This window comes from Pallidibacillus pasinlerensis (assembly GCF_009996845.1).
Lineage (GTDB): Bacteria > Bacillota > Bacilli > Bacillales > Caldibacillaceae > Pallidibacillus > Pallidibacillus pasinlerensis.
This window is the reverse complement of the sequence record NZ_JAACYS010000026.1, coordinates 1-14,480: the sequence shown is the minus strand read 5'-3', so window position 1 is coordinate 14,480 and position 14,480 is coordinate 1. Positions and strand designations below refer to the sequence as shown.

Genomic DNA, 14,480 nt, shown 5'->3' with positions numbered 1-14,480 from the left:
AAATAACATTTATACCGTAGACAGTAGGTGCTCGTTTTGAGCTTAATTTCCTACCGAGGTAGTGAAATATAAACGGAAGTAACTAACGTTGTTAGTTATACGTCGCCATTTTGCTATTAACCTCTGTGTCTACGCAAGCACAGAGGTTAAATTGTTTATCCGGTATAGATGTACATCATCAACTGGGAGGTGTAGAGATGTCAAGCGCAATCTTAGAACAAAAGAAACAATTAGTAGAAGAAATCACTGAAAAATTCAAATCAAGTGCATCAACAGTAATCGTTGACTACCGTGGTTTGAATGTTGCGCAAGTTACAGAACTTCGTAAACAGTTACGTGAAGCGGGTATTGAGTTCAAAGTATACAAAAACTCATTAACTCGTCGTGCTGCAGAAGCAGCTGGATTAGAAGGATTGAACGATGTGCTAGTAGGTCCTAACGCGGTTGCGTTCAGTGCAGAGGACGTTGTTGCTCCAGCTAAAATTTTAAACAACTTCGCAAAAGAAAACGAAGCGTTAGAAATTAAAGCTGGTGTAATTGAAGGTAACGTTGCAACTGTTGAAGAAGTTAAAGCTCTTGCTGAACTTCCATCAAGAGAAGGATTACTTTCAATGCTGCTTAGCGTATTACAAGCTCCAATTCGCAACTTTGCACTTGCTGCAAAAGCTGTTGCTGATCAAAAAGAAGAACAAGGTGCGTAATATAAATTAATTTTCATTAAAAAATAGGAGGAAAATATAATGACTAAAGAACAAATCATTGAAGCTGTTAAAAATATGACAGTTTTAGAATTAAACGAATTAGTTAAAGCAATCGAAGAAGAATTTGGTGTAACTGCAGCTGCTCCAGTTGCTGTTATGGGTGGTGCTGCAGGTGGTGCTGCAGAAGCAGAACAAACTGAATTTGATGTAGTATTAGCATCTGCTGGTGCTCAAAAAATCAAAGTTATCAAAGTTGTTCGTGAAATCACAGGTCTTGGTCTTAAAGAAGCAAAAGAACTTGTTGACAATGCTCCAAAACCACTTAAAGAAGGCGTATCTAAAGAAGAAGCAGAAGAACTTAAAGCTAAACTTGAAGAAGTTGGCGCAGAAGTTGAAGTTAAATAATTTAACTTTTTCTCAACTTTTCATAAAAACTTACAATAAAAGCTCGCTGAATAAAGCGAGCTTTTTTTAAAATTCTATAAGTAAATGTTATACTAAGTGCCAAAACCTTGCGAAGGTAATGAGGTGAATGATATTGGCAGATCATTATTTTACGAAAAAGCCGACTACATCAAGTAGTCCGAAAAGCTGGACATATACTTTAAGAGGAAGTAAACTTCAATTTACAACCGATCGAGGGGTTTTTTCAAAAAACGAAGTAGATTTTGGATCTCGTTTGCTTGTGGAAAGTTTTGAAGAACCTGCTATACAAGGCCCGATATTGGATGTTGGATGTGGTTATGGTCCAATCGGTTTAGCAATAGCGAAGTCATTACCTTCCCGTCTTGTACATATGATAGATATTAATGAACGTGCTGTTCAATTGGCATCGGAAAATGCGAAAATAAACCGGGTGACCAATACGAAAATTTATGAAAGTAATTTGTTCGAAAGTGTAACAGAAGAAGGTTTTGCTGCTATTCTAACAAATCCACCTATTCGTGCTGGTAAACAAATTGTCCATGCAATCTTCGAGGAAAGTTTCCACCGTTTAAAAGAAAATGGTGCTTTATGGGTAGTAATCCAGAAAAAACAAGGAGCACCATCTGCAAAGAAAAAATTAGAAGAGTTGTTCGGTGAAGTTCATGTTGTTATGAAAGACAAAGGATACTTCATTTTAAAAGCGGAAAAAATTGACTCTTTATAATGTATGTGATAATATATTTTAATGCCAACATATGTTTTCCTGTTTATCCAATTATTAGTAGTTCTAGTATATATATATCATAAAATGGGAAAAATAGAATAAATAATGACTACGTTTTTGTGGTTTTCTTAGGAAACCTTTATTTTTCGTGATTTAAAAGCTGATGCTTTTTTTATAAAACTAACTAGTTGGCAAGATTTCTCGCCAATTACGAAGTTTTGGAAGAGCTATTTGCTTTGCAAGTACCACTAAATATTTTAAGTGGCTATAAATGCATTTCTAAAATGTTTGATTTGAGGGGTGAATCAGTTGACAGGTCAACTAGTTCAGTATGGACGGCACCGCCAACGGAGAAGCTATGCAAGAATCCGTGAAGTATTAGAATTACCAAATTTGATTGAAATTCAAACAGCTTCTTATCAATGGTTCCTTGATGAGGGTTTGCGAGAAGTCTTCCACGACATTTCTCCTATTGAGGATTTTACAGGAAACTTATCTCTTGAGTTTATAGATTACGACTTAGGGGAACCGAAATATTCTGTAGACGAATCGAAGGAGCGTGATGTTACATACGCAGCACCATTAAGGGTAAAAGTCCGTTTAGTTAACAAAGAAACCGGTGAAGTTAAAGACCAAGAAGTATTCATGGGTGACTTCCCACTAATGACAGAAACAGGTACCTTTATTATTAACGGTGCCGAGCGCGTTATTGTGTCCCAATTAGTTCGTTCCCCTAGTGTCTACTTTAGTTCTAAGTTAGATAAAAATGGTAGACATGGCTATTCTGCAACGGTTATTCCGAATCGTGGGGCTTGGCTAGAATTTGAGACGGATGCAAAAGATGTGGTTTACGTGCGGATTGACCGTACACGGAAATTACCAATTACCGTTTTACTGCGTGCATTAGGTTTCGGGTCTGATCAAGAAATCATTGATTTGATTGGGGATAATGAATATTTAAGAAATACCCTCGAAAAAGATAGTACCGATAATTCAGAGAAAGCTTTAATTGAAATATATGAGCGTCTACGTCCTGGTGAACCGCCAACTGTAGAAAATGCGAAGAGCTTACTTATCGCACGTTTCTTCGATCCAAAACGTTACGATTTAGCTAGTGTAGGACGTTATAAAATTAATAAAAAATTGCATATTTCACAACGCCTTTTCGGCCATACGTTAGCTGAAACGTTGGCAGATCCGGATACAGGTGAAATTATTGCAGAAAAAGGCACGCTACTAGATCGTCGTACATTGGATAAAATCATGCCATACATCGAAAACGGTGTTGGTTTTAAACGATTTGACCCAGTAGGCGGAGTTTTAGAAGATGATATTTTAATTCAGTCAATTAAAGTGTATGCACCGAAAGATGAAGAAGAAAAAGAAATTAATATCATTGGTAATGCAAATGTAACTGATGACGTTAAACATATTACACCTGCAGATATTATTGCTTCAGTGAGCTACTTCTTCAATTTATTACACGGTGTAGGCAGAACTGATGATATTGACCATTTAGGAAACCGTCGTTTACGTTCGGTTGGTGAGTTGTTACAAAATCAATTTAGAATTGGTTTATCTCGAATGGAACGTGTTGTAAGGGAAAGAATGTCTATTCAAGACACTAATACAATTACACCACAACAATTAATCAACATTCGCCCTGTGATTGCAGCGATTAAAGAGTTCTTTGGTAGTTCACAGTTGTCACAATTCATGGACCAAACTAACCCACTTGCAGAATTAACTCATAAACGGAGACTTTCTGCGCTAGGACCGGGTGGTTTAACTCGTGAACGTGCAGGTTTCGAAGTGCGTGACGTTCACTACTCACACTATGGTCGTATGTGTCCTATTGAAACACCAGAAGGACCGAACATCGGATTAATTAACTCGCTGTCTACGTATGCGAAGGTAAATAAATTTGGATTCATTGAAACACCGTATCGTAAAGTTGATCATGAAAATCGTCGGGTTACCGATGAAATTCATTATATGACAGCTGATGAAGAGGATAACTATGTAGTTGCCCAAGCAAATGCGGTTTTAGATGATGATGGTCATTTCTTAGAGGATGAAGTGTTTGCACGATTCCGTGGTGAAAACATCGTCGTTCCAATTGAACGTGTCGATTATATGGACGTTTCACCAAAACAAGTTGTATCCGCTGCAACGGCGTGTATTCCGTTCCTTGAAAACGACGACTCAAACCGTGCGTTGATGGGAGCAAACATGCAACGACAAGCTGTTCCGTTACTAAAGCCGGAAGCTCCAATTGTCGGTACAGGTATGGAATATGTGAACGCTAAAGACTCAGGTGCGGCAGTCATTTGTAAACATGATGGAATTGTGGAACATGTTGAAGGAAGAGAAATCCGTGTTCGTCGTATTTCAGAAGTAGATGGTCAAGAGGTAAAAGGTGATCTTGATCGCTACGTTGTTCATAAATTTGTTCGTTCGAATAACGGAATGTCATTTAACCAACGTCCAATCGTTAAAGTAGGAGATCGAGTGAAAAAAGGCGAAATTTTGGCTGATGGTCCATCAATGGATAAAGGGGAACTTGCCCTTGGTCGAAATGTTCTTGTTGCCTTTACTACTTGGGAAGGTTTTAACTACGAAGACGCGATTATTATGAGCGAACGATTAGTTAGAGATGACGTATACACTTCAATTCATATTGAAGAGTATGAATCTGAGTCTCGTGACACAAAACTTGGACCTGAAGAAATTACACGAGATATTCCAAACGTTGGTGAGGATGCCCTACGTAATTTAGATGAACGTGGTATTATCCGTATTGGTGCAGAAGTTAAAGACGGAGATCTTTTAGTTGGAAAAGTTACACCTAAAGGGGTAACAGAATTAACTGCCGAAGAACGTTTACTTCATGCAATCTTTGGAGAAAAGGCAAGAGAAGTCCGTGATACATCCCTACGCGTTCCTCACGGAGGTGGCGGTATTGTTCATGATGTAAAAGTGTTCAATCGCGCTGATGGAGATGAGTTACCTCCAGGTGTAAACCAATTAGTCCGTGTTTATATTGCTCAGAAACGGAAAATCCAAGTGGGCGATAAAATGGCTGGACGACATGGAAACAAAGGTGTTATTTCCAGAGTATTACCTGAAGAAGATATGCCATTCTTACCAGATGGAACTCCAATTGATATCATGTTAAACCCACTGGGCGTTCCTTCTCGTATGAATATCGGGCAAGTATTAGAATTACATTTAGGTATCGCTGCGAAAAAACTTGGTATCCATGTTGCTACACCAGTATTTGACGGTGCTACTGATGAGGATATATGGAATACATTAAAAGAAGCAGGACTTCCAAGTGATGGGAAAACTGTCTTGTACGATGGACGTACGGGTGAACCATTTGACAACCGTGTAACTGTAGGTATTATGTACTTGATTAAGTTAGCCCATATGGTTGACGATAAACTACATGCTCGTTCAACAGGTCCTTACTCACTTGTTACTCAACAGCCACTTGGTGGTAAGGCACAATTCGGTGGACAACGTTTCGGTGAGATGGAGGTTTGGGCATTAGAAGCATATGGTGCAGCCTATACGTTACAAGAAATCTTAACTGTTAAGTCTGATGATATCGTTGGTCGTGTTAAAACATATGAAGCCATTGTTAAAGGTGAAAATGTCCCAGAGCCTGGCGTACCAGAATCCTTCAAAGTATTAATGAAGGAACTGCAAAGCTTAGGTTTAGATGTGAAGATTTTATCTGGTGACAAAAAAGAAATCGATATGAAAGACTTAGAAGATGATGATAATGTCCAACAAGCAGATGCTTTAAATATTCAATCAGAAAATGATAAAAAAGAATCTGAAAAAGTAGGTGTCAGCGAGTAATTTAAAAGAAAGAAAAACTCAATAAGCACAGATTCCTAGAATTTGTCTATTGGGTTTTTCTTCTTTCATTTATTTCTCACGGGATAAACCCTTATGATTAAAGGAGGTCAGCCCCTTGCTTGACGTAAATAATTTCGAATATATGAAAATAGGTCTTGCTTCACCTGATAAAATCCGTTCATGGTCTTATGGTGAAGTAAAAAAACCAGAAACCATTAACTATCGTACATTAAAGCCAGAAAAAGATGGTTTGTTCTGTGAACGTATTTTCGGTCCAACAAAGGACTGGGAATGTCATTGTGGAAAGTATAAACGTGTTCGATATAAAGGTGTCGTTTGTGATCGATGTGGTGTAGAAGTTACTTTATCAAAAGTACGTCGTGAAAGAATGGGACATATTGAACTAGCAGCCCCAGTGTCTCACATTTGGTATTTTAAAGGAATCCCAAGTCGTATGGGCTTGGTTCTTGATATGTCGCCTCGTGCTCTAGAAGAAGTTATTTATTTCGCATCATATGTAGTAACTGAACCTGGAAACACATCATTAGAGAAGAAACAACTTCTGTCTGAAAAAGAATATCGTTCTTATCGTGAAAAGTATGGTAATAAGTTCCAAGCAGGTATGGGAGCAGAGGCAATTAAAAAACTTTTACAAGATATTGATTTAGATAAGGAAAGTTCTGAATTACGTGAAGAGTTAGAAACAGCTCAAGGTCAAAGAAGAACACGCGCAATTAAACGGTTAGAAGTAATTGAAGCGTTCCGTAATTCTGGAAATAAACCAGAATGGATGATTTTAGATGTGCTACCTGTAATCCCCCCTGAATTGCGTCCGATGGTGCAATTAGATGGTGGTCGTTTTGCTACATCTGACTTAAACGATTTATACCGTCGTGTAATTAACCGGAATAATCGTTTAAAACGTTTATTAGACCTTGGTGCACCAAGTATTATCGTTCAAAACGAAAAGCGTATGCTACAAGAAGCAGTAGACGCCTTAATTGATAATGGTCGTCGTGGTCGACCTGTCACTGGCCCTGGAAATCGCCCGTTAAAATCTTTATCTCATATGTTAAAAGGAAAACAAGGTCGTTTCCGTCAAAACTTACTTGGTAAACGTGTTGACTACTCTGGTCGTTCCGTTATTGTAGTAGGTCCAAGCTTGAAAATGTACCAGTGCGGACTACCAAAACAAATGGCAATTGAACTATTTAAGCCATTCGTAATGAAAGAATTGGTAGAAAAAGGGTTAACCCATAATATTAAATCAGCTAAACGTAAAATTGAACGTCTAGATCCTGTAATTTGGGATGTTTTAGAAGAAGTCATAAAAGAACATCCAGTTATGTTAAACCGTGCACCTACACTTCACAGATTAGGTATCCAAGCGTTCGAACCTGTGTTAGTGGAAGGAAAAGCTATTCAACTTCACCCGTTAGTATGTACAGCCTTTAACGCCGACTTTGATGGTGACCAAATGGCTGTTCACGTACCATTGTCTGCAGAAGCGCAAGCAGAGGCACGTTTACTCATGTTAGCTGCACAAAACATCCTTAACCCGAAAGACGGTAAACCGGTTGTTACACCTTCACAAGACATGGTTTTAGGTAACTATTACTTAACCCTTGAACGTAAAGGTATGATTGGTGAAGGTATGGTGTTTAAAGACCGGGAAGAAGCTTTAATTGCTTATCAAAATGGATATGTACACTTACACACTCGTGTAGCTGTCCATGCTGGTTCTTTAAACAATCCAACCTTTACTGAAGAACAAAATAAGAAGTTGTTATTAACAACAATTGGTAAATTAATTTTCAATGAAATTTTACCAAAATCATTCCCATATATTAACGAACCAACTAGAGAAAACCTTGAAGAAGCGACACCGGAGAAATACTTTATTTCACCGACTGAAAACGTAAAAGAAGTTCTTGAAAAAAGAGAACTTGTACCGCCATTTAAGAAAGGTTACTTAGGTAAAATTATTGCAGCGGTATTTAAAAAGTACAAAATTACTGAGACTTCAAAAATGCTTGACCGCATGAAAGACTTAGGATTTAAGTATTCTACTAAGTCCGGTATTACGATTAGTATTGCGGATATCGTTGTTTTAGAAGAAAAGACCGAGATTCTTGATGCAGCTCAGAAGAAAGTAGATAATGTTCTAAAACAGTTCCGTAGAGGTTTAATTACTGATGATGAACGTTATGATCGGGTAATCTCTATTTGGAGTGCAGCAAAAGACGATATTCAGGATAAACTAATGAAGTCATTAGATAACTTGAACCCAATCTTTATGATGAGTGATTCAGGAGCTCGTGGTAACGCATCGAACTTTACACAGCTAGCAGGTATGCGGGGACTAATGGCGGATCCATCTGGGCACATTATTGAATTACCGATTAAATCAAGTTTCCGAGAAGGATTAACGGTATTGGAATACTTTATTTCCACTCACGGTGCTCGTAAAGGTCTTGCGGATACAGCCCTTAAGACAGCTGACTCTGGTTACTTAACAAGAAGACTTGTCGATGTTGCGCAAGATGTAATTGTCCGAGAAGAAGATTGTGGTACAGACCGCGGAATTAAAGTTTCTGCTATTTATGAGGGTACGGAAATCATTGAAGCTCTAGAAGAACGTCTTGTAGGGCGCTATGCTAGAAAAACTGTCCGTCATCCAGAAACAAATGAAATTATTGTCCGTCAAAATGAACTGATCACAGAAGACATTGCTAAAGAAATCGAGAACGCAGGCATTGATTCAGTATGGATTCGTTCAGCATTCACATGTAATACTCGTCATGGCGTATGTAAGAAGTGTTATGGTTATAACTTAGCTACTGGCCAAGAAGTTGAAGTTGGAGAAGCAGTTGGTATTATAGCTGCTCAATCAATTGGAGAACCAGGAACACAGCTTACAATGCGTACATTCCACACTGGTGGGGTTGCTGGTGATGATATTACTCAAGGTCTTCCAAGGGTTCAAGAGTTGTTTGAAGCAAGAAATCCAAAAGGTCAAGCAATTATCTCTGAAATTGACGGTGAAGTAACTGCAATAAACGAAGGAAAAGACCGTCAACAAGAAATTATTGTAACAAATGCAATCGAATCAAGAACATACAACGCGCCTTATACAGCTCGTTTGAAAGTCTCTGTTGGAGACTATGTAACTCATGGCCAAGAACTAACAGAAGGTTCAATCGATCCGAAAGAATTATTAAGGGTAGCAAATGTGGAAGCTGTTCAACAATACTTGCTTCATGAAGTACAACGTGTGTACCGTATGCAAGGGGTTGAAATCGGCGACAAACACATCGAGGTTATGGTTCGACAAATGTTACGCAAAGTTAGGGTAATTGATTCCGGTGATACAGATGTATTACCAGGAACATTAATGGATGTTCATCAATTTACTGATGCTAATAAACAAACATTACTTGAAGGTAAAACACCAGCAACTGGTAAACCGGTACTGCTTGGTATTACAAAAGCTTCTCTTGAAACAGAGTCGTTCTTATCTGCTGCATCCTTCCAAGAAACAACTCGCGTATTAACTGATGCGGCTATTAAAGGTAAAACAGACGAACTTCTAGGTCTGAAGGAAAATGTAATTATTGGTAAACTTGTACCAGCAGGAACGGGAATGCAAATGTACCGAAAAGCTGAAATCAAAAAAGCAGATGTAGAATTAGACGAACAACCAGTCACAGTTGAATAAATAAACAAGTCCGGAATAGCATATTTGTTATTCCGGACAAATATTAAAGTTCAATTTAAGTGAGAATTTCGTGTTGACATTAAAAAATAAAGATGCTAATATATCTAAGGTGATTCCAAAAAAGTAAAGCCTGTTGCTTTGGAGGATGTAAAATGTCTAATGAAAAAGTAAAACAGGATAAAAAGATTATTATTGGGAAGAAACAAACAGCAAAAGCTCTAAAAAACGGCAGTGCTGAAACAGTCATCATTGCTAAAGATGCCGATCCGAAAATCATTCAAGAAATTAAAGATTTGGCGTTAGAGCGGAATGTTCCAATAAAATATGCTGAATCTATGAAGAAATTAGGTAAAGCATGTGGTATTGATGTTGGAGCAGCAACTGTTGCTGTATTAAATTAATTAGGTGGTATGTAGTGTATAAAACTACAAATTATTTTTGCCCAAAAATGAACCACCTGGATGTGTGGGCTTAAAAAATAAATGAAGGGAGGACATAAAATGCCTACAATTAACCAATTAGTTCGTAAACCTCGTAAAGCTGTTGTTCATCAATCAAAATCTCCAGCTCTTGGAAAAGGTTATAACAGCTTCAAAAAAGTTCAAACTAACGTTGCTTCACCACAAAAACGTGGAGTATGTACACGTGTTGGTACTATGACACCGAAAAAACCGAACTCAGCGTTACGTAAATATGCCCGTGTTCGTTTATCAAACGGTATCGAGGTTACTGCTTATATTCCTGGTATCGGCCACAATCTACAAGAGCACAGTGTTGTTTTAATTCGTGGTGGACGTGTTAAAGACTTACCAGGGGTACGTTATCACATTGTCCGTGGTGCGTTAGATACAGCAGGTGTTGAAAACCGTAAACAAAGTCGTTCTAAATACGGTACGAAAAAACCAAAAGAAAAAAATTAATTTCGTAAAAAGTAGTTCATGATATAAATATGAAATGCTTTTGAAAGGAGGAAAATGAATGCCACGTAAAGGTCCGGTTGCTAAAAGAGACGTATTACCAGATCCAATTTACAAATCCAAATTAATTACACGTTTAATCAACCAAATTATGATTGATGGTAAAAAAGGTAAAGCACAAACAATTCTTTACACAGCGTTCGATATTATTAAAGAACGTACAGGTAAAGATCCAATGGAAGTGTTTGAAGAAGCATTAAAAAACGTTATGCCGGTATTAGAAGTTCGTGCACGCCGTGTTGGTGGTGCTAACTATCAAGTACCAGTTGAAGTACGCCCTGATCGTCGTACTACTTTAGGTTTACGTTGGATTGTTAACTACGCTCGTCTTCGCGGTGAAAAAACGATGGAAGAGCGTTTAGCTAACGAAATTATGGATGCTGCTAACAACACTGGTGCTTCCGTTAAGAAACGTGAAGATACTCATAAAATGGCAGAAGCTAACAAAGCTTTCGCACATTATCGTTGGTAATCAAGATTTAGTAAGAATTGCTTAAGCATTTATGATAAAATAAGAATGATTACTCTAAAATGGAAGGAGAAATAGGGATGCCAAGAGAGTTCTCCTTAGAAAAAACTCGTAATATAGGAATCATGGCACATATCGATGCAGGTAAAACAACAACTACCGAACGCATCCTTTTCTATACTGGTAAAATCCATAAACTTGGTGAAACACATGAAGGTGCTTCCCAAATGGACTGGATGGAGCAAGAACAAGAACGTGGTATTACAATTACATCTGCAGCAACAACTGCAACATGGAAAGGTCACCGCGTTAACGTAATTGACACTCCTGGACACGTAGACTTCACAGTTGAAGTTGAACGTTCTTTACGTGTACTTGATGGTGCAGTAACAGTACTTGATGCTCAATCTGGTGTAGAACCGCAAACAGAAAACGTTTGGCGCCAAGCTGATAACTATAAAGTTCCACGTATCGTTTTCGCGAACAAAATGGACAAAATCGGCGCTGATTTCTTGTATGCTGTTTCAACATTACATGATCGTCTAGATGCAAATGCACATGCTATCCAATTACCAATTGGGGCAGAAGATCAATTCGAAGGTATTATTGACCTTGTAGAAATGAAAGCTTATTTCTACGGTAATGACCTTGGTACTGATATTACTGAAGGTGAAATTCCTGATGAATATAAAGACCAAGCAGAAGAATACCGTGCAAAATTAGTTGAAGCAGTTGCTGATTTAGATGAAGATTTAATGATGAAATACTTAGAAGGGGAAGAAATTACGGTTGAAGAGTTAAAAGCCGGAATTCGTAAAGCAACTATTAATGTTGAAATGTTCCCTGTTCTATGTGGTTCAGCATTCAAAAACAAAGGTGTTCAATTAGTTCTTGATGCAGTAATTGATTACTTACCATCACCTGTTGACATACCTGCCATTAAAGGTGTCGATCCAAAGACAGATGAAGAGGTTGAGCGTCATTCTAGCGATGATGAACCATTCTCTGCTCTTGCGTTCAAAGTTATGACAGATCCTTTCGTTGGTAAACTTACATTCTTCCGTGTGTACTCTGGTACATTAAAATCCGGATCTTATGTATATAACTCAACAAAAGGTAAACGTGAACGTATTGGACGTATCCTACAAATGCACGCTAACAGTCGTGAAGAAATTTCAGAAGTTTATGCAGGTGAAATTGCAGCTGCAGTTGGTTTGAAAGATACAGGTACTGGTGATACTCTATGTGATGAGAAAAGTCACGTTATCTTAGAGTCTATGGAATTCCCAGAGCCAGTTATCTCTGTTGCGATTGAACCAAAATCTAAAGCAGACCAAGATAAAATGTCTACTGCTTTACAAAAACTTCAAGAAGAAGACCCTACATTCCGTGCACATACTGACGAAGAAACAGGACAAACAATCATCGAAGGTATGGGTGAACTTCACTTAGATATCATCGTTGACCGTTTGAAACGTGAATTCAAAGTTGATGCAAATGTAGGTGCACCACAAGTTGCGTATCGCGAAACATTCAAAGCTTCAGCAGAAGTTGAAGGTAAATTTGTTCGCCAATCTGGTGGTCGTGGTCAATATGGTCACGTTTGGATCGAATTCTCTCCTAACGAACCAGGAGCAGGATTTGAATTCGAAAATGCTATCGTTGGTGGGGTTGTCCCTCGTGAATACATTCCAGCAGTTCAAGCAGGTCTTGAAGATGCAATGGAAAATGGTGTATTAGCTGGATATCCATTAGTTGATATTAAAGCTAAATTATTCGATGGTTCTTACCACGATGTTGACTCAAGTGAAATGGCGTTCAAGATTGCTGCTTCTCTTGCATTAAAAAATGCAGCGAAAAAATGTGCACCAGTATTACTTGAGCCAATTATGAAAGTAGAAGTTGTAATTCCAGAAGAATACATGGGTGATATCATGGGTGATATTACATCACGTCGTGGCCGTGTAGAAGGTATGGAAGCTCGCGGTAACGCACAAGTTGTTAAAGCGATGGTTCCACTTGCTGAAATGTTTGGTTATGCAACTACACTACGTTCAAACACGCAAGGTCGTGGTACATTCACAATGGTTATGGATCACTTCGAAGAAGTTCCAAAATCAATTGCTGAAGAAATTATCAAAAAAAATAGCGGTGAATAATTGATTTTATAAACCGAATCTTGTATAACTACTATTGTAAGTAATTTTTGCTATAGGAATGGGAATGCCATTCCCTATAGCTTCATATAATAAAAAGTTAATTGAAAAATTAAAGGAGGATATATCCTAATGGCTAAAGAAAAATTTGACCGTTCAAAACCACACGTTAATATTGGTACAATCGGACACGTTGACCATGGTAAAACTACATTAACAGCTGCTATCACAACTGTATTAGCAAAATCTGGTGGAGCAGAAGCTCGCGGCTATGACCAAATCGACGGAGCTCCAGAAGAAAGAGAACGTGGAATTACAATCTCTACTTCTCACGTTGAATATGAAACTGAAAACCGTCACTATGCACACGTTGACTGCCCAGGACACGCGGACTACGTTAAAAACATGATTACTGGTGCTGCTCAAATGGACGGAGCTATCCTAGTTGTTTCTGCAGCTGATGGTCCAATGCCACAAACTCGTGAGCACATCCTATTATCTCGTCAAGTAGGTGTACCTTACATCGTTGTATTCTTAAACAAATGTGACATGGTTGACGACGAAGAATTATTAGAATTAGTTGAAATGGAAGTTCGTGACCTATTATCAGAATATGACTTCCCAGGTGACGATATTCCTGTAATCAAAGGTTCTGCATTAAAAGCTCTAGAAGGCGAAGCAGAATGGGAAGAAAAAATCCATGAATTAATGGCTGCAGTTGATGAGTACATCCCAACTCCAGAACGTGAAACTGACAAACCATTCATGATGCCAGTTGAGGACGTATTCTCAATCACTGGTCGTGGTACTGTTGCAACAGGTCGTGTAGAACGTGGTACAGTTAAAGTTGGTGACGAAGTTGAAATCGTTGGTCTTGCTGAAGAGTCAAGAACAACAACTGTAACAGGTGTTGAAATGTTCCGTAAACTTCTTGACCAAGCTGAAGCTGGTGACAACATCGGTGCACTTCTTCGTGGGGTATCTCGTGATGAAGTTGAACGTGGTCAAGTATTAGCTAAACCAGGTTCTATCAACCCACATACAAAATTCAAAGCTCAAGTTTACGTTCTAACTAAAGAAGAGGGTGGACGTCATACTCCATTCTTCTCTAACTATCGTCCACAGTTCTACTTCCGTACAACAGACGTTACTGGTACAATTGAATTACCAGAAGGCGTAGAAATGGTTATGCCTGGGGACAACGTTGAAATGACTGTAGAACTTATTGCACCAGTTGCGATTGAAGAAGGAACTAAATTCTCAATCCGTGAAGGTGGCCGTACTGTTGGTGCGGGATCAGTTGCTGCTATCGTTAAATAATAACATTTTAATAAATAAAAAGATAAGACAGATGATTAATCTCATCTGTCTTTCTTTTTGAAAGTTAAGTGAGATTAGAATGGATAATTTTAACAAACATGGTTATTTTTAAAAGAGAA

10 protein-coding genes and 1 other annotated feature (1 of these 11 running past the window's edge) are annotated in these 14,480 nt (G+C 38.3%); all 10 genes read left to right on the top strand.

Annotation, left to right across the window (positions count from 1 at the left end; genetic code table 11):
• Window positions 1-161, top strand: a sequence feature (ribosomal protein L10 leader region) (it extends 4 nt beyond the left edge of the window).
• 36 nt (window positions 162-197) lie between these two features.
• The 10 genes from rplJ (at window position 198) to tuf (ending at window position 14,361) form a co-directional block, all read left to right on the top strand.
• The gene (rplJ, locus tag GW534_RS07290; RefSeq protein ID WP_161920398.1) at window positions 198-701 is read left to right on the top strand and encodes a 50S ribosomal protein L10; all 504 of its coding nucleotides are present in this window, start codon (window positions 198-200) and stop codon (window positions 699-701) included.
• A 39-nt stretch (window positions 702-740) separates the two neighbouring features.
• Window positions 741-1,106, top strand: a complete 366-nt coding sequence (gene rplL, locus GW534_RS07285; RefSeq protein WP_161920397.1) for a 50S ribosomal protein L7/L12 — start codon at window positions 741-743, stop codon at window positions 1,104-1,106.
• Window positions 1,107-1,239: 133 nt separating this feature from the next.
• Window positions 1,240-1,851, top strand: a complete 612-nt coding sequence (locus tag GW534_RS07280) for a class I SAM-dependent methyltransferase (RefSeq protein ID WP_161920396.1) — start codon at window positions 1,240-1,242, stop codon at window positions 1,849-1,851.
• Window positions 1,852-2,160: 309 nt separating this feature from the next.
• Window positions 2,161-5,721, top strand: a complete 3,561-nt coding sequence (gene rpoB, locus GW534_RS07275; RefSeq protein WP_161920395.1) for a DNA-directed RNA polymerase subunit beta — start codon at window positions 2,161-2,163, stop codon at window positions 5,719-5,721.
• Between the two features lie 115 nt (window positions 5,722-5,836).
• Window positions 5,837-9,439, top strand: a complete 3,603-nt coding sequence (gene rpoC / locus GW534_RS07270) for a DNA-directed RNA polymerase subunit beta' (RefSeq protein ID WP_161920394.1) — start codon at window positions 5,837-5,839, stop codon at window positions 9,437-9,439.
• A gap of 152 nt (window positions 9,440-9,591) precedes the next feature.
• Window positions 9,592-9,840, top strand: a complete 249-nt coding sequence (locus tag GW534_RS07265; protein ID WP_161920393.1) for a 50S ribosomal protein L7ae-like protein — start codon at window positions 9,592-9,594, stop codon at window positions 9,838-9,840.
• A 99-nt stretch (window positions 9,841-9,939) separates the two neighbouring features.
• Entirely contained in the window at window positions 9,940-10,359 is a 420-nt protein-coding gene (gene rpsL, locus GW534_RS07260; protein WP_161920392.1) for a 30S ribosomal protein S12, read from the top strand.
• 58 nt (window positions 10,360-10,417) lie between these two features.
• Window positions 10,418-10,888, top strand: a complete 471-nt coding sequence (gene rpsG, locus GW534_RS07255; protein ID WP_161920391.1) for a 30S ribosomal protein S7 — start codon at window positions 10,418-10,420, stop codon at window positions 10,886-10,888.
• 77 nt (window positions 10,889-10,965) lie between these two features.
• Window positions 10,966-13,044 carry an elongation factor G gene (fusA, locus tag GW534_RS07250; RefSeq protein ID WP_161920390.1) on the top strand — a complete coding sequence of 693 codons (2,079 nt, stop codon included), beginning with the start codon at window positions 10,966-10,968 and terminating at the stop codon, window positions 13,042-13,044.
• Between the two features lie 129 nt (window positions 13,045-13,173).
• A complete protein-coding gene (gene tuf, locus GW534_RS07245; RefSeq protein ID WP_161920389.1) occupies window positions 13,174-14,361 on the top strand; it encodes an elongation factor Tu in 1,188 nt (395 codons plus the stop codon).
• The last annotated feature ends 119 nt before the right edge of the window (window positions 14,362-14,480 follow it).